Here is a 17131-nt window from a genome sequence, read left to right as displayed (position 1 = left end):
TCTTCAGAAAGGTGATTTTTGGCTGGCATAAGTGGCTGATACTAAATTAATTATTTAATCTCTTATTATACAATCTAGCTGCCTAACAGCTTAATAGCCCCCTGCTCCCCTGCCTACACAACGATTGATTATTTTTTATAATTGGAAGTCCCTAAGTCCACTGTAATGGCATCATAATGACGTATCTGCTTGCTTGTAACCCACTAAAGATCCAAGTAATACAGGCGATACAGTCTTCAAAGAATAACTTTTTGTAATTGAGTTACAAAAACTCTTGTTTGGTGATATCATAAAGCTGATTGAAGTTACGAGTTCCGTAACCCATAACTCCATTACTGTATCTATTACTGTGCTATGTCTCCGTCAAACAATTTTCCGAAGTACAAGGATAAAAGGACGGAGGAATTTGTTGCAGGTAAAAGAGTAAAAGAGTTTCAATCTTTTGAGAGACAAGCTGACAAACGGCTAGAAATCTTAAAAGCCGCCACTAGTAAAGAGGATCTAATGCGGTTGCCTAGCAATCGCTTTGAGTCTCTAGGAGGGGATAGAAAGGGGCAGTATAGCATCCGAATTAACGACCAATGGAGGATTTGCTTTAACTGGCCAGAAGAATCTCTTGAACCCTTCAACATTGAAATCACTGATTATCACGCTTAGGAGATAAAATGACACGTCCACCTATCCACCCTGGAGAAATCCTTGCTGACGAAATTTATGAATTGGGTATATCCGCAAGCAATTTAGCGCGTTTTCTTGATGTACCTAAAAATCGGATTACTGAAATAATCAACGGAAAACGGGGAATCACTGCCGATACAGCTTTACGATTGGCTCAGTATTTTGGGACTAGCGCTGAGTTTTGGATGAATTTGCAAATAAATTATGAGCTTCGATTAGCTCAACAAGCAGAAGGCGAAAAAATTCAACAGACTGTTCGCCCTCGCCTATTAACTTCTTGTACATAGCTTACTTCTTAAAACTATTTCAGCTTTTGATAGGGGAGCGATCGCTTTTGCTCCTCTTTTTTACAAGTGAAGCATCCAGCCAAAATTTTTCACATTCCCGCAGCTGCTACCTAACCACGACCAATCCTGTTTATCAAGTCTGCCACGTCATCAATCGAATTTGCGGTGGAAACAGAAATATTGCGCGGTGTCCTAGTAACTGTAGCCATGTTTTTAATCAACCTATTTAGCCTTTGCTCAAACCCCTGTAACCAATAATTGACGTACTTCTACATTTTGTCGAGATCACGTTAATTAAAAAGTATTGAATACAGTTGATAAATTCCTCTAATTCTAAAATTAAATTAGTAGTACCTTTAAGGTTTTGATCGTTAGCTAGTTGTTCTAGTTTGTCGGCTGCTAATTATATAACTGTGGCTTTGATGTTGGCATTAGCACGTTTAAGGTAATGAGTTTATCGGAGTATTTGCCCAAAGTTATCAGATGCGATCGCTGCTTTAATTATTTCTAAACGCGGTTTAATATTCTCTACGCATATTTACAATAGATTTAATTCAAATTCTCGATTATTTCCTGATATGTAATGCGACTGTTACCAATCAATTGCTAAGTCAGTGGAAAGTGTCTATTCATAGACAACTCCTTCTTGTTGAGAAACGATCACACCTGTCCAATGCTCTAAAGTCTCAGCTAATTTTTCTTTAAATACTGGCTTACTCAAATAGTCGTCCATTCCGGCATTTAGACACGTTTGTTTGTCTTCTTTCATCACATTAGCTGTCATCGCAATCACCACAGGACGATGACCCGATGCAAAAACGTCCTTTTGCCAACGATGAATTTCTTTTGTGGTTTCCAAACCATCGAGAATTGGCATTTGGCAATCCATTAAAATCAAATCGTAAGGAATTTTTTCTAATAGCTGCAAAACTTCCTTTCCATTAGCAACGACATCGGCTTTATAGCCCAAACTCTGAAGTTGCTTTAGTGCTACTTTTTGATTCACTAAATTATCTTCGGCTAAGAGAATTCTTAACTTGAATTTAGTAGAGGAGTTAGGGGAAGAAGTCAGAATACTTGAAGTTTCTGTACTCAAAATTTCTTCTGTAGCTTTTAGACTCCTGCCTCTAAACCCTTGTTCTGATTCCGGCTGAGTTTCTAAAATATTTACGATTGCATCAAGAAGTCGTGATGGCTTAATGGGTTTAATTAAATAAGCAGCAAATCCGATTTTGAGCGCCTGTTGTACTTCATCCCGTTGATTAGTAGAGGCGAGCAGAATCAAAGGTATCTCAGCAATTGCAGAATTAACTTGAATTTGTTCTTTTATTGTCATGCTATTTGTTTGGGGTATTTGCAAATCAACCAAGGCAACATGATATGATTTCCCCTGCTCGCTAGCTTGCTGAATAACTTTAACGGCCGCAGCAATACTGTCAGCTCGCTCTACCTCAATTCCCCAATGAGTAGCTTGATGGGAGATAATTTTAAAATTAGTAGCGTTGTTATCCACTAACAATAAGCGGCAATTTTGCAAAAGTCCGCGTTCGCATTTTGGCTCAACAAACTTAACTTGTTTGGTAAAAAGCACCTCAAACCAAAACTTAGATCCATTGTCCATCTGACTTTCTACCCCAATCACTCCTCCCATCAAAGTTACAAGTTGTTTACAGATGGCTAATCCCAAACCAGTACCACCATACTTACGAGTGGTCGAGGCATCTACTTGGGTAAATGGCGTAAAGAGTTTGCGTTGGTCTTCAGGGCTAATGCCAAGACCTGTATCTGTAATGGCAAAATGGATGGTGGCTGTAGTTGGAGAAAGCGATCGCAATTCGGCTTGCACTAATACTTCGCCAGCGCTGGTAAATTTGATCGCATTGCTGATTAAGTTCATCAGAATTTGCCGCAGCCTACCAGTATCTCCTTTGAGTTTGGTGGGAACGTTGTGCTCAATCAGTGCAGCAATTTCTAATCCTTTATTATGAGCTGAGGGAGCCAATAATTCCACCACTTCTTCCACACAAGTCGATAAGTCAAAATCGAGAGTTTCGAGAGCCATCTCTCCAGCTTCAAGTTTGGAAAGATCCAAAATCTCATTAATTAAACTTAAAAGAGCGTCTCCACTACTCCGAATTGTTTCAATAAAATCTCGCTGTTCTGCGTCTAAGGGAGTATCTAACACTAAACCGGTCATCCCTAATACAGCGTTCATCGGCGTGCGAATTTCATGACTTATATTTGCCAAAAAGGCACTTTTCGTTTGAGAAGCTAATTCGGCTTGGCGACGGGCAATTTCAAGTTCTTGTCGCTGACGAGTTTCTGCTGTTAATAGTTGGGCTTGGGTTAAAGCAATACCTACTTGGTCAGCTATTTGCCGCAAAAGATCGGTTTCAAAGCTAGACCAGTGACGGGAATCGTCACATTGATGAACTATGAGTAAACCGCGAAGTTCTTCTTTAACAAGAATGGGTACAACTAAATTGACTTTCACCCCAAACTGTTGCATTAATTCCAGATGGCTTTGTTCAACTTCCAACAGATCCAAGTTAGCTAGTCCGAAAATCTTTCCTTGACGGTACTGCTGTAGATTGTACTGGTGGAGATATTCCGCTTGGAAGTAGGGGGCGGTGTTGTCTTGTTCTTTGATTGCTGGTAAGCCAGAAACTACCGCTTCAATAACGGTGTTTGCAGACTGATCTGGCAAAAGCTGATAGATTAAAACTCGGTCAGTTTGGAGAATCTTTTGTACCTCCTGGACAGTGATTTGGAGAATTTCTTCGATATCTAAAGACTGGCGAATCTTCAGGGTGATTTCGGTAAATAATTGCGATCGCAAATTTTGGCGTTGTATTTCTTCTTCAGCTTGTTTACGCTGGATAAATTGCCCCACTTGCTCGCCGATAGAATTCATCGCTTTGACTAAATCTTCGTCAAGCAGCTGGATTTCCCGGTTGAAGCAGGTAATCACACCAAGGATTTTGTTACCGCTACGGATCGGAAAACCAAAAGCTGCGTGTAGTCCTACTTGAGCAGCAATTTTGAAGTTAGGGAAATTAATATCTTTAGCGATATCAGCAATCCAAACCGATTCAGAAGTAGCCCAAACCCGTCCAGGTAGTCCAATTCCGGGTGCAAAGGTGGTTTGCCGCTTCAGTATTTCAAACTCTCGCATCTCAAGAGATGCTTTATGCCAGATATCGAGAAAGCGCAGCACATTTGCTTGCTCATCTATCATCCAAATTTCACCCAAATCCCATGCCAAACTCTCACAGATTCCTTGCAATATTTGGCGAGTAGCTTCGCTAATTGTGGCGGACTCTGCTAGGACGCGGGTTGCAGCATATTGTGCAGTCAGATGCTGTTGTATGCGTTTGTCATCGGTAATGTCAATACCAGTACCGACAATGTACTCAACACAGCCCTCATGGTCTTTTAAATTAGTATTCGACCAGGCAATCAGCCGCCGACTACCATTCTTCATTACCCAATAATTTTCGTACTCATTGAATAATTGACCAGCTAGCATCTGCTTGAAAGCTGCTTTGACCGGCTCCACTTCTTCAGGAATGAGGAACAAGTTCCAGCAACACCTACCTCTGACTTCATCAAAGGAGTAACCAGTCATTTGCTCGCAAGCTTGATTGAAACGAACGATTTGCCCTTGAGAATCGAGAACTACTACCAAAGCACCGACTGTATCAAGGACTGCTGAGATAAAGTTGCGTTGTTGATTTAAGGTTTCTTCTGTCTTTTTGCGCTCTATAACCTCACGATAGATCGAGTAGTAGACTATAACAAGAACGATAAAACTTAGGCAAATCGCGATCGCAAGGATTATAATTGTGTTGTGATCGCGATTCTTTGCGACTTGTGACTGCTGTTGGAGTTGTCCGTTAGACTCGTTTTCCATTTCATTGATCGTCTTGCGGATATCATCCATGAGATTTTGTCGATCGTTTCTCAGTAGTACTTGCAACGCCACTTCTAATCCCTTGTTCTGACGCAAGTTGATAGTCTCTTTTAGTTCAGTAAGTTTAGCCGTTATCAGAAATTCAAGCCTTGCAATCTGCTTTTGTTGATTCGGTCGGTCTGCTGTTAAACTTTTTAGCTTGACAATTTCTCGATCGACGTTACCAAGTGCTGTTTGATACGATTTTAGATAAAGTTTTTCTCCACTAAAGATGTAGCTACTTTGTCCAGTCTCAGCATCTTTTATCTGGGACTGTATTTCTTCTAGGCTATTAAGTTTTTTATAAGTGTTTTTTACTATACTGCGATTATCACTAAATAGTATTGTATTTTGATAAGAAACCACCCCAATCAGAACTAAAATTACCAACGACAAACCAAAACTTGCAGCAATCTTTTTGAAAAATTGCTTGCGTACCATCTGTGCCTGTTTGCCTTTCTTGGTAACAAGTACCAAACTTGCTAAATTTCGGCGCAATTCCAATTGCTTAATGACTTGACGACCTAAAGTTCTTAATGCCTCTATTTGTTCTGGATTAAGTTCTCGTGGTACGTAGTCAATTACACACAGGGTTCCAAGGGCGTATCCTTCAGGGTTAATTAAAGGTACACCAGCATAAAACCGAATATTTGGGTTAGATGTCACCAATGGATTTGTTGCGAACCGTTCGTCATATTTTGCATCAGGCACGACCAAAACATCAGCCTGGAGAATGGCATGGGCACAGAATGCGAAATCTCGGTGCGTTTCTGGGGCATCAAAACCGACTTTTGACTTGAACCATTGGCGATTTGTATCAATTAAGCTAATTGAGGCAATTGGAGTCTGACAAATATACGAGGCTAAACGAGTCAGATCGTCAAAGGTGGCTTCCGATGGCGTATTGAGAATCTTATACTGCAAAAGTGCCTCGATTCTCTGGGCTTCGTTATCAGGTAATGGTGCTTTCATCCTTGAGCTTTATCTACTTGGGGATTGGGGATTGGGGATTGGGGATTGGGGATTGGAGATTGGGGATTGGGGATTGGGGATTGGGGATTGGGGATTAAAAAAAAGTCCTTAGTCCTTGTCTTGTTTCTTACCATTCCCCGCTATTCAGTCTCCCCTACCCAATACCCAATCCCCAGTCCCTAGTCCCCAATTTGGTCAACAAACTTACCTTTAATTAATGACAATAGTTTAGTTAAAAGCGTTAGCGTAATTTTACTGAGTTATATGTTATTAAATAATCTGAATTGGTGAAATGATTAAGTCTCTACTGTATTTTTTGTGGGCTGGTTTATTGGAAATTGGGGGCGGCTACTTAATCTGGTTGTGGTTGCGCGAAGGTAAGCCGTCCTGGTTGGGCATATTGGGGGGAATTGCTTTAACTTTCTATGGGGTTATTGCAACTCTACAACCAACAAATTTTGGCAGAGTGTATGCAGCCTATGGCGGCGTATTTATCGCAATGGCAATGTTTTGGGGTTGGAAGGTAGACGGGGTAACTCCAGACCGCTACGACTTAATTGGAGTATGTTTAGCTTTAATGAGTGTTTTAATTATCATGTTTGCTCCCAGAACTTAAATAAAATTTTATATACTAGCGCGATCGCACGGGTGAGATATTTTTTCTCTGACATTGGTGTAGCCTTTGTCTTTTACACGCTGTTCGCATTCGTAGAGAAGTTTAAATCTGCTGTATATTTTGGGTAAATTCTCTGAAAATACTGGTGATACTTGAGAATAATTATAAATTATTACCAGTATTTTCCTTTGTAACAGTAGGTAACTAAAGATTTGGAATTTTGCCAGGCTTGAATAAAATACTATTCTTCTCTTTAAAAAAAAAGATGCAATGTAATGATTGCGTATTTATACGCTAATTTAAATCTTGACAACTACAATCCGGTTTATATTTTTGTTAACATCTCAAGAAAATTCAGGTTAAGTAACTTTCAAGACAAAAATGTGTCCATAAAAGTAATCAAATGTAGTTAAGGATACAAATCATTGGTGCTTAGGAAGAAAAAAAAGTGTTGAAGAAAGTTGTGATGATTGGAGCTATCACCCTACTATTTTTAGGAGGGCCGTTGATGGGCAATGCTTTTGCCCAAACCCCAACTGCTGCCCCGCCTACTGCTGATACTGGAGACACAGCATTTATGCTGATTTCAGCAGCACTTGTGCTGTTAATGACTCCAGGATTGGCGTTTTTCTATGGTGGATTTGTGCGATCGCGCAATATCCTAAACACATTGATGATGAGCTTTGTGTTAATGGCGATCGTCGGAGTTACCTGGATTTTATGGGGCTATAGTCTTGCCTTTGCACCAGCTTTACCGTTCATCGGTGGATTGCAATGGTTCGGGTTGAATGGTGTCGGGTTAGAAGTAACCGATTATCTCAAAGGGTCAAACCCGCCGGAAGTCGTCTCTTATGCCGGAACCATACCCCATCAGGCATTCATGATTTATCAAGCCATGTTTGCCATTATCACCCCAGCCTTAATTTCTGGAGCGATCGTTGAGCGGATGAGTTTCCGCGCCTATTCGCTGTTTGTCCTCTTGTGGTCAACCTTTGTTTACGCCCCTCTGGCCCACATGGTCTGGGCAAAGGGTGGATTCTTGGGTTTGTATGGTGGATTAGGTGCCCTCGACTTTGCAGGCGGCACAGTAGTTCATATTAGTTCTGGCGTTTCAGCCCTAGTAGCAGCGATCGTCCTTGGGCCTCGGAAAACCCATCCCGATCGCCTTAGCCCGCCGCACAACGTTCCTTTCATTTTGCTGGGTGCTGCCTTACTGTGGTTTGGCTGGTTCGGTTTCAACGCTGGAAGTGCCTTATCTGTTGCTAGTGGAACCTCTGGTAATATAGTCACAAATTTAGCAACAACAGCCTTTGTTGCCACCAATACAGCGGCGGCGGCAGCAGCTTTAATGTGGCTAATTTTAGAATCAGTTTTACGCGGGAAACCGACCGCAGTCGGAGCGGCTACAGGAGCTGTTGCTGGCTTGGTGGGCATCACTCCCGCCGCCGGATTTGTCACACCTTTATCAGCGATTTTAATTGGTTTCATCACCGCCTTTGTTTGTTTCTATGCGATTAGTTTCAAGCATAAGCTGCAAATTGACGATGCTTTAGATACTTATCCCGTGCATGGCGTTGGCGGTACAGTCGGGGCAATTTTAACGGCCATTTTTGCCACGACTCAAGTCAACGGAGGAGGTAAAGACGGTGTACTGCGTGGTAATTTGGGTGAATTGGGAGTTGAACTAGTAGCAATTGTCGTTGCCTATATAATCGCAGGTGTTGGTACGTGGATTATTCTCAAGATTATCGATGCTACAGTCGGGTTGCGAGTCAAAGAGGAAGCGGAACTTCAAGGTTTGGATATCAACGAACATGGTGAAGAAGGTTACAACTCCGAGTTTGGCGATCGTCCTACTTAGTAATGAGTGCTGAGTGCTGAGTGCTGAGTGCTGAGTGCTGAGTGCTGAGTGCTGAGTGCTGAGTGCTGAGTGCTGAGTGCTGAGTGCTGAGTGGGGAGCGGGGGAGAGTTATTGTATAAGTTCTTTCCTCTGTGCCCCTCTGCCTCTTGTGCCCAATGCCCAATTTATGATTGTGTAATTTGCGATCGCTAGCGTTAAAATTTGATTCAAACAATTGGTAAATTTCGCTAGTCGTGTCTACTTCTGTTAAAACCTTTCCTATCTGGGCATTATTCTCGCTGTTAACCAACGGCATCCTAATGTTGGCGGTCATCCTGCTAATTTGGCAACAGCAGAGATTGGCCGCTTTTTTTGGGATAACGACATCCTCAGAGCCAATCAATCTGAATAACTCACCGCAAATTGCTACACCTGATTTAGGTCGCCGTCATCAACTTACTTATCAAGAGTGGCTAAATATCCTCAACCAAGAAGCTAAGGTCGCCGCTGACCAACATCCTCCGCATTTAACTATCCTGGCGGGAGATTCTCTGAGTTTGTGGTTTCCCCCTGAATTATTACCTGAAGGTAAAAATTGGCTTAATCAAGGAATTTCTGGCGAAACTAGCAATGGACTCTTAAAAAGATTAAAAATATTTGATCGCACCCAGCCAGAGGTGATTTTTGTGATGATTGGCATTAATGACCTAATTCGGGGGATCAGCAATGAAGAAATTTTAGATAATCAGCGGCAAATTATCGATTACATACAAAAGACGCATCCCACAGCGCAAATTGTTGTCCAATCGATTTTGCCACATGGGGCAAAAGAAGCAACTTGGAAAGGACGAGATAAACTTCTAGCTGTTGCCAATAGTCGCATTCGCGAGTTAAATCGGCAACTGCAAAGCATATCTACCAAAAAAGGTGTCAAATATCTTGATTTACATCTTCTGTTTACCAACAAGCAAGGAAATCTCCGCCAGGAATTTACTACTGATGGCTTACACTTAAGTCCTGAAGGCTATATGGTTTGGCGTTCTGCATTGCAGATTTATAGCGAGATTGAATTAAAATCCCAGCCTCAACGTCCTGCGAAAGAAAAAGGCTAAAGCCCAAAAAGAAGTAATATCTTTGAAGACAACTCTATATCAATCGCGTCTAGGCGCGAGAAAATAAGCAATAGTGGTTTAAATAGAAAAATCTAATGGATACAAAAGCTTTTAAGCGCAACCTCCAACATTCAGAAAATTACAATCGCAAGGGCTTTGGTCATCATGCAGAAGTTGCCACCCAGTTACAATCTGAGTATCAGAGTAACTTAATTCAGGAAATTCGCGATCGCAATTACACTCTACAACAAGGTGATGTAACAATCCGACTAGCACAAGCCTTTGGCTTTTGCTGGGGTGTAGAACGGGCTGTGGCTATGGCCTACGAAACTCGTCAGCACTTCCCTACAGAACACATTTGGATTACTAACGAGATTATCCACAACCCTTCTGTAAATCAGCGGATGCAGGAGATGGAAGTAGAATTCATTCCCATTGAAGGAAAGAATAAAGACTTTTCTGTTGTTGGAATTGGTGATGTAGTCATATTACCCGCTTTTGGGGCTAGCGTTCAAGAAATGCAGATACTTCACGATAAAGGCTGCAAAATTGTTGATACTACTTGTCCTTGGGTATCTAAAGTTTGGAATACAGTAGAAAAGCACAAAAAAATCGATTATACATCAATAATTCACGGTAAATATAAGCATGAAGAAACAGTAGCGACTAGTTCTTTCGCTGGCAAGTATTTAATTGTGTTGAATTTGCAAGAAGCAGAATATGTTGCTGACTATATTATCAATAGTGGCAACCGTGAAGAATTTCTGACAAAATTTGCTAAAGCTTGTTCAGCAGGATTCGATCCCGATCGCGATTTAGAAAGAGTTGGCATTGCTAACCAAACTACTATGCTTAAAGGCGAAACTGAGCAAATCGGCAAGCTTTTTGAGCGGACTATGTTACAGAAGTATGGTCCTACTGAGTTAAATCAGCATTTCCAAAGCTTTAACACTATTTGTGATGCCACTCAAGAACGGCAAGATGCCATGCTGGAATTAGTAGAACATAATTTAGATTTGATAGTAGTAATTGGTGGGTTTAATTCCTCGAATACTACTCAGTTGCAACAAATTGCCTTTGAGCGAGGAATTCCTTCTTATCATATTGATACTGTTGAACGCTTTAAATCAGGATATTTTATTGAACATCGGCAATTAAATGGGCAGTTAATAACTACAGAAAACTGGCTGCCTGATGGAAAAATTGTTGTGGGAATTACCTCTGGTGCTTCTACGCCAGATAAGGTGGTAGAAAATGTGATTGAGAAGATTTTTACATTAAAAGCAACAGCAGCGCTGGTTTAACAGTTTTTAGAAGGATTTGCAAATAAAAAATATTCAATTACTTCTTGTGGGGTGGGCATCTTGCCCGCCTTACACAAATAATCGATTTCATTATTGGCGAAGTACCACACAAATATCAGTTATCAGGAACTAATCTTCAGTGTTTGAATAATTTGAAAACCTAAAAAAAATGTCTGTTTATCAGCAAAAATGAGTGAGGTGCAATAACCATATTCTCAACCTCCTGCCTGGAAGCGAGTAAGAGACTATGATATACCTCATCTGATTAGGAAACTTTATATTTATTCACACATCACGTGCTTTGAAAAAATTATAGATAGCAAGGCCAATAGCTATAAGCAACACTGCGTGAATTAGATTTCCGGCAATATGAAGTGTCAGTCCTAATGCCCAAAAGGCAACCAGTATAACAACAATACCCCAAAGTATACTAAACATATATTTGTTCTGAATCAAATCAGCTTTAATTTGTTCAAATATTTTACTCCCTATCTTCACTTTTATTCTATTTGCCTTAAAAAATATTACTTTGCGCCATAACTCAAAGTGACTTGGTATGCTTAATCTTTCGTTACTATTTAATTAGATAAAGCTAGCGGCTCTGGGCTGTCAATTAACTGTCCCCATCATTACCTCAAGCGACAGGATTGCTCTATAGTCGGAGTCTCTTCGAGTTGCACCATTATCAAAACAGCAGGTGCATCGCCTACTGTTCCAGATAAGTGACCTTTATGACCTTGTGCGTCTGCTTTTGTATTCTGATCTTCTCCAAATGAAATTTCGCCAGGGCCCATTTCGACTCGCTGTCCGTCCATAGTCTCCACAAACCAGCGTCCTGACAGTGGGATTATCCATTGAGGCTTGGGATTTTCATGCCAGTTGCCAACCCATCCCACGGGTAGCACACTAAAGATGATTGTGGCCCCCGACTGTTTCAATTTAGAAAGCCACTGCGGTGAAGTATCTGGGGCTATGCCTTTTTCAATAAAGTCCTCAATTTGACAACGGGATTGGTGACTTATACCGTCGCGATCGCTCCAGACGTGCCAGTAGTCAATTGTTGGTTTATTTGATGAGTTATCCTGCATAAAATTGCTCTTTTTTATTATGTAAGTAAAAATAGTCCATATTTTCTAAGCACTAAAGTACTTATTACAAACTCTGAAAACTTGCAATAATTACTACTAATTAACCGCAACAGTATAATTGCGTTCTTCCCATTTACTGCTTTCAATCCAGAAAAAGGTAAAGCTGATTGGCTGTTGCTGGTTATCATAAACAGAAATATCTGCAAAATTCACTCCTAACTTTGTGGAAGTAGAAAGCGTATCTTGTGTGGTTTGCCAATTATTATCTGACCAATGCAATTGAAAAGATGCTAAGGCGTCAATTCGCAATGTCTGACCTTTTTTAACTTTGTCTACTTGACGGTTAAATTTCCAAATTTCCAATGATTTACACTGCTTTCTTTCACCTAGATAGCGATTTGCCACCTCTGGAATAAAATCAAACACCTGTCCGTCATGAGTTGACCGTAGCAGCTTGATATACTCTGCGTGTGCCCACATTAAAGGCATGGCCGAACCTGTTGGTTTTCCTAAAAACATATAGATATCAGGTATATCTGCCTCATCCCAAACCTGTTCTGGTAGCAAACAAGTATCTGAAGCAAATCCTTCCATCGCCTTGATATATGTTTTGACATCGCCACCAGCAGCTAGTTCATAATGTCCTCGTTCTCCTGCCAACAACGGCCAAGCGCGTCCTTTACCCGAACTGACATAAGGATTTCCGTCTTTTTGCTGACCGTAGCCGTCGTGGTTGTAACGATGCCAACAAGGCCCAACTGGTGTATCTACTTTCAATACTGCATCAATTACTTTCACAGAATCAACAATAATTGGGTCATCTGGTTTACGAATTCCATAGCGTACTAATTGCAGAAATCCGCCATCGACAATTTCCTTGGCTGGAAATTCTGCTGGTTCACCAGCTGGTTGACTGGTGATGAAAACAGTTCCTTGGTTAGGATTGTCGTCGGCTTGAGGATTATTAATATCTGAAGGAGTAATTCGGATATAATGCCGTTTGATCCCAGGAACTAAAGTTACTTCAGTAGTTACTGTCCAAGCTTCGATGTGAGATTCTAAAAAATCTGCATATTCTTCTATAAACTTTGCTGTTGTTTCATCTCCACGTTGACGAACAAATTGAGCAGCACAGATTAAGGCGGCAATATTGGATGCTAGTGTTGATGGTGAATAACCGCTATTTTCTTCCCAGCGTTCTTGTTGAGTAACCGGGCCGTTGCGAATTAAATAACCCGCCGCCCGCAGAACCATCGGATAAATATCGAATTTTAAACAAGTTTTCTGTTGGTGCAATAGCCATGCTAACAGAATCGGAAATGCCACCTCATCTAGTTGGATACCCTTCCAGTAAGGTTCACCATCAACCCAGAAATTTTGGGCAAAACCGCCATCTTCCTGCTGACTAGTGGCGAGATAAATTAGCGATCGCACTGCTGTTTCTGTTTGACCGGCAGCCACTAAACCTGATGCACTGCTTACCATATCCCGCGTCCAGACAAGGTGATATCCCCCTTCGTCTTGGTCATTTTTGGCTTCACCCCAAGGGATGGCAAGAGATGCAATTAAAGCACCTGGATAAAGTTTGTCTTCATGTGCTAACAACAAACTAATGCTGTTGTGATACAACTTCCCATCATTGTATGAAACATTTTCTAACGGTAGGATATTGCGGCGCGATCGCTTCCACTGTTCGTTGTATTGCTGCTTCTGCTGTTCAAAAGGAATATTCAGCGATTGAAATAATGTAGAAATTGCATTGTGCAGGTTTGTACCAAACGCCAGCCCTAAAGTAAACTCTTTAGTGCAATCTAGATTTAGTTTTCCAGTCAGAGCAAGGTTGCCATCTACAGCACTATCAAATTCCCAATCCATCTGGAAATTATCAGCTAAATCTGTCCAGCCGTCACTCTTACCGACGTAACCACAGGAAAGACGGGTAAAGGGAACTGTTGCACCCAACGCCAGCCATGTTCCTTGTTTCTCGGCTATCAGAATCCGATGCCCAGCAACTTCTATAGCGTAACCATTATTACCCATACCTCCAACTTCCAGATGCGGCGCACACAAAGCATATAAATGGAGTTGGGAGATAAAATCATCCTCTCCTGTTAATTTTGTGTGCTGTAAGATACAGGATAAATGCGGGTCAGCAATCACTTCTTTGATTACGGCATAACGTCCTTGGGGATCGGAATTAGTGATGCGGTATCCTAAACCATAAGTCCACATCGGTTCCACTTTCGATTTTAGATGGCGTTTCTCTTCGTGGAAAAAGCTTTTACCATCAGAAATTAGATACTGCAAATCTCGAATTTGCGGCCTATCTACTGTCGGATGGTAGACTTCAGTCACAACACCATCCCAGATAGTAAACCAAACGCGACTAGAGGTAGAGTAAGCTGTTCCGATTCCATCTTTATTCGCTTGAGTCCATCGAGGTTCAATACCTGGCGAACCAAAAGCTTCTGCTTTACCAATAATTTTTGCCATATTTTCTTGTGTCGATAAGTTTTGAAGATTTATTTATCTGATTAAAAATTTATCAAACAGAATTCAGGAGTCAGGAGCCAGAATTCAGAATTGAATTCTGTGTGACTGGCGGATGAATAAGTGGGTTTAAGACCCCCGCTAAATCGAAGATTTAGCGGTCTACAATGAGTGGCGGGTCTGAATCCCCCACTCATTGATTCTGACTCCTGAATTCTGACTTCTGAATTCTTCTTCAATGATTTTGTGAAAATCTGCGAGCAGCAGTGAAGGATTTTGCTTCAATAAAAATTTGTTTGATTTCAGGATGCTTTTGACTAATTTTTACTTCTAAACTTTCTACTGTTAATGCTATTTCCTCACCTGTCAAATTTTTAGAAAATTGAATTTCTAAGTTGAGTAATACTTCTTGGGGAGCAAGCTGCATTGTTAATACCCGGATAACTTCTTGTACTCCTGGTTCAGTTTTTGACAAAGAGCGGATATTGGCTATAGTTTGAGGATTAGCACTTTCACCAAGTAATAATCCTTTACTTTCTCTCGCTAGTATCACTGCTACTATAGCCAAGATAACGCCAATAATAATTGAGGCAACGCCATCAAGATAAACATTATTAAATAGATGTCCTAAATAGATTCCGATTAAGGCAACGAATAAACCTAAAATTGCCGCAGAATCTTCAAATAATATTGTAAATACTGTGGGGTCTTTACTGTTTTTGATTGCTTGCCAGAAATTTTGTCTACCCTTGGTCGGCAAAAACTCTTTTAAAGCTATAGTCCAAGAAAAACCCTCCAATAATACAGCAACACATAACACAATATAATTCCATTTTGGATTTTCTAAAGGGCTAGGATGAATTAAATGAGCGATTCCTTCATAAATTGACATGCCGCCGCCAATGGCAAAGATTAGGATAGCAACGATGAAAGTCCAGAAATAAAGTTCTTGACCGTAACCAAAAGGATGGCTATCATCTGCTGGCTTTTGGCTTCTGCGAATTCCTAGCAAAAGCACCAGTTGATCGCCAGTATCTACCACAGAATGAATCCCTTCAGATATCATGGCGGAACTGCCAGTAATAGAGGCAGCAATAAATTTAGTAATAGCGATCGCTAAGTTAGCGCCCATTGCTGCAAATATCGTTTTATGAGATGAATGAGATGCCATGAGAGTAAATAATAATTATGCAGAAACTTCTAACTCACCATCCAGATAGATAATCTTTCCATTAAATTTGTTCGACATCATGCCAAAATATTTCTACAGCCAAATATTATAGTTTATTGCAATCAAATCCAAGATTAACAGTAACTTTTGTCGGCATTATCTATTAACCATTGTCTGCAAAACCTGGATACAAGGTCATACCACCGTCTACAAACAGTGTTGTACCATAGACATAATCAGAGTCATCAGAAGCTAACCAAACTGCTGCTTTGGCGATGTCTTCTACCTCTCCAACACGTTTTGCAGGAATCAGTTTTAGTAACTCCGCTTCTGCCTCTGAAGTATCCCAAGCTGATTTATTAATTGGAGTTTTGATTGCACCAGGAGCAATACTATTGACGCGAATTTTATGGGGTGCAAGTTCTTGAGCAATACTTTGCATCATCATATTTATACCGCCTTTACTGGCAGCATAATTAACATGACCTGCCCAAGGAATTACTTGATGCACTGAACTAATGCAAATAATCTTACCTGCGGCAGATGAAACTTCAGGCTGTACACCCCGCCGCAGAAATTCTTTTGCAGCTTCCCGCGCACACAAAAATTGTCCTGTCAGGTTTACCCCAATAACTCTGTTCCATTGGTCAAGAGTCATATCTACTAAGGGTGAATCTTTTTGAAGACCAGCATTGTTTATTAAAATGTCAATAGTGCCGAATTGTTCGATCGTCTGGCTGAACATCGCCTTTATTTCGTCTTCTTTGCTGACATCAGCTTGAATAGCAAATGCTTCACCATTAGCCGCTTTGATCTCATCAACAAGTTCTTGAGCTGAATCAGCTCCCGAATGATAATTGACGGCTACTGCTGCACCTGAAAAAGCTAGATAGCGAGCGATCGCTTCACCAATGCCAGAACTAGCACCTGTTACAAGTGCTTTTTGACCTTTGAGCAGGTAAGGGGAATAGCTCATAATGCTTTCAATATTTTTAAAACTTGATTCGTTGTGAGTGTCTGAATATTCGGAAGACTTTCATGAGCTTAGTTTTTGCTTTTTGGACTAGTCTTAGCTTGGCGATTTTAATTGTCAAATCACTAAGCTATTTATGGATAAAGCAAAATCTTTTTATGATTTTAAGAATGTTTATTATTTTTTTAATCTATCCAAAGAAAGATAATTAGCATATTATTCTACTAAATGATATTTCAATTGTTTGTCCTTTGTGTGGCAATGGGATGTTTTTCTTTTTAAAATTTGTAAAATAGTAAATTTCAAGCTAATATCAATCTCAATAAAAATCTATGGTATATTCAAAGCAAGTTGGGTTATCGGTTGAAATAAAATTTTTAGTCGAGCGAATCTAAAATATAAGATGCTCTAAATTAAGAAAATCATATATAACACGTTAAAATTTTTTTAGCTGGCTCTAAAGTTTATCAGTTGATTGGCTATTGTAAAATCTCCTATTTTATCAAAAAAAATAAATGATTATTTTTGATAAATGGAAATTTATATAATATAAATTAAAAAGGTAGTTATGTTAGTAATTTTTGACATTTTTGAAAAATAATTGCTGAAAAAAGTAAGTATGCAAAAAGTTGTTTATTTCAAAAGTTA

At 40.3% G+C, this 17131-nt stretch carries 11 protein-coding genes and 1 pseudogene; 6 read left to right on the top strand and 6 right to left on the bottom strand.

What is annotated here, in order from left to right; genetic code table 11:
- Nucleotides 1-354 precede the first annotated feature (354 nt).
- Together V7K79_RS10555 and V7K79_RS10550 are read left to right on the top strand one after the other, a co-directional pair.
- Nucleotides 355-657 (top strand): type II toxin-antitoxin system RelE/ParE family toxin, encoded by a 303-nt coding sequence (locus tag V7K79_RS10555; protein WP_335047312.1) that lies wholly within the window; start codon nt 355-357, stop codon nt 655-657.
- A gap of 8 nt (nt 658-665) precedes the next feature.
- Nucleotides 666-965: a HigA family addiction module antitoxin gene (locus tag V7K79_RS10550; protein WP_335047310.1), complete on the top strand. Its 300-nt coding sequence runs from the start codon at nt 666-668 to the stop codon at nt 963-965.
- A gap of 226 nt (nt 966-1191) precedes the next feature.
- On the opposite strand, the pseudogene V7K79_RS10545 reads toward V7K79_RS10550, so the two are convergent.
- A pseudogene (locus V7K79_RS10545) lies at nt 1192-5889 on the bottom strand (GAF domain-containing protein).
- 292 nt (nt 5890-6181) lie between these two features.
- Between V7K79_RS10545 and V7K79_RS10540 the strand changes: the two are divergent.
- The 4 genes from V7K79_RS10540 to V7K79_RS10525 all read left to right on the top strand — a co-directional run bounded on the left by V7K79_RS10540 (nt 6182) and on the right by V7K79_RS10525 (nt 10761).
- Nucleotides 6182-6505 (top strand): YnfA family protein, encoded by a 324-nt coding sequence (locus tag V7K79_RS10540; RefSeq protein ID WP_335047308.1) that lies wholly within the window; start codon nt 6182-6184, stop codon nt 6503-6505.
- Between the two features lie 466 nt (nt 6506-6971).
- Entirely contained in the window at nt 6972-8366 is a 1395-nt protein-coding gene (locus V7K79_RS10535) for an ammonium transporter (RefSeq protein ID WP_442938907.1), read from the top strand.
- A 233-nt stretch (nt 8367-8599) separates the two neighbouring features.
- Nucleotides 8600-9457 (top strand): SGNH/GDSL hydrolase family protein, encoded by an 858-nt coding sequence (locus V7K79_RS10530; RefSeq protein ID WP_335047305.1) that lies wholly within the window; start codon nt 8600-8602, stop codon nt 9455-9457.
- A 95-nt stretch (nt 9458-9552) separates the two neighbouring features.
- Nucleotides 9553-10761, top strand: a complete 1209-nt coding sequence (locus V7K79_RS10525) for a 4-hydroxy-3-methylbut-2-enyl diphosphate reductase (protein ID WP_335047303.1) — start codon at nt 9553-9555, stop codon at nt 10759-10761.
- Nucleotides 10762-11046: 285 nt separating this feature from the next.
- On the opposite strand, the gene V7K79_RS10520 is transcribed toward V7K79_RS10525, so the two are convergent.
- The 5 genes from V7K79_RS10520 to V7K79_RS10500 form a co-directional block, all read right to left on the bottom strand.
- Nucleotides 11047-11199 (bottom strand): lmo0937 family membrane protein, encoded by a 153-nt coding sequence (locus tag V7K79_RS10520; protein ID WP_094351065.1) that lies wholly within the window; start codon nt 11197-11199, stop codon nt 11047-11049.
- Between the two features lie 191 nt (nt 11200-11390).
- Nucleotides 11391-11849: a cupin domain-containing protein gene (locus V7K79_RS10515; protein ID WP_335047302.1), complete on the bottom strand. Its 459-nt coding sequence runs from the start codon at nt 11847-11849 to the stop codon at nt 11391-11393.
- Between the two features lie 96 nt (nt 11850-11945).
- Entirely contained in the window at nt 11946-14342 is a 2397-nt protein-coding gene (locus V7K79_RS10510; RefSeq protein WP_335047300.1) for a glycoside hydrolase family 15 protein, read from the bottom strand.
- A gap of 232 nt (nt 14343-14574) precedes the next feature.
- Entirely contained in the window at nt 14575-15510 is a 936-nt protein-coding gene (locus tag V7K79_RS10505) for a cation diffusion facilitator family transporter (protein WP_335047298.1), read from the bottom strand.
- Between the two features lie 163 nt (nt 15511-15673).
- Nucleotides 15674-16486 carry an SDR family oxidoreductase gene (locus tag V7K79_RS10500; RefSeq protein WP_335047297.1) on the bottom strand — a complete coding sequence of 271 codons (813 nt, stop codon included), beginning with the start codon at nt 16484-16486 and terminating at the stop codon, nt 15674-15676.
- Nucleotides 16487-17131 lie beyond the last annotated feature (645 nt).

The organism is Nostoc sp., from assembly GCF_036917575.1.
Classification (GTDB): Bacteria; Cyanobacteriota; Cyanobacteriia; order Cyanobacteriales; family Nostocaceae; genus Nostoc.
This window is presented reverse-complemented; position numbering and strand designations above follow the sequence as displayed.

What these genes read in the sequence shown, in the direction of transcription:
- V7K79_RS10555 (WP_335047312.1), top strand. Translation starts at nt 355, where the DNA reads ATGTCTCCGTCAAACAATTTTCCGAAGTACAAGGATAAAAGGACGGAG.
- V7K79_RS10550 (WP_335047310.1), top strand. Translation starts at nt 666, where the DNA reads ATGACACGTCCACCTATCCACCCTGGAGAAATCCTTGCTGACGAAATT.
- V7K79_RS10540 (WP_335047308.1), top strand. Translation starts at nt 6,182, where the DNA reads ATGATTAAGTCTCTACTGTATTTTTTGTGGGCTGGTTTATTGGAAATT.
- V7K79_RS10535 (WP_442938907.1), top strand. Translation starts at nt 6,972, where the DNA reads ATGATTGGAGCTATCACCCTACTATTTTTAGGAGGGCCGTTGATGGGC.
- V7K79_RS10525 (WP_335047303.1), top strand. Translation starts at nt 9,553, where the DNA reads ATGGATACAAAAGCTTTTAAGCGCAACCTCCAACATTCAGAAAATTAC.
- V7K79_RS10520 (WP_094351065.1), bottom strand. Translation starts at nt 11,199, where the DNA reads ATGTTTAGTATACTTTGGGGTATTGTTGTTATACTGGTTGCCTTTTGG.
- V7K79_RS10515 (WP_335047302.1), bottom strand. Translation starts at nt 11,849, where the DNA reads ATGCAGGATAACTCATCAAATAAACCAACAATTGACTACTGGCACGTC.
- V7K79_RS10510 (WP_335047300.1), bottom strand. Translation starts at nt 14,342, where the DNA reads ATGGCAAAAATTATTGGTAAAGCAGAAGCTTTTGGTTCGCCAGGTATT.
- V7K79_RS10505 (WP_335047298.1), bottom strand. Translation starts at nt 15,510, where the DNA reads ATGGCATCTCATTCATCTCATAAAACGATATTTGCAGCAATGGGCGCT.
- V7K79_RS10500 (WP_335047297.1), bottom strand. Translation starts at nt 16,486, where the DNA reads ATGAGCTATTCCCCTTACCTGCTCAAAGGTCAAAAAGCACTTGTAACA.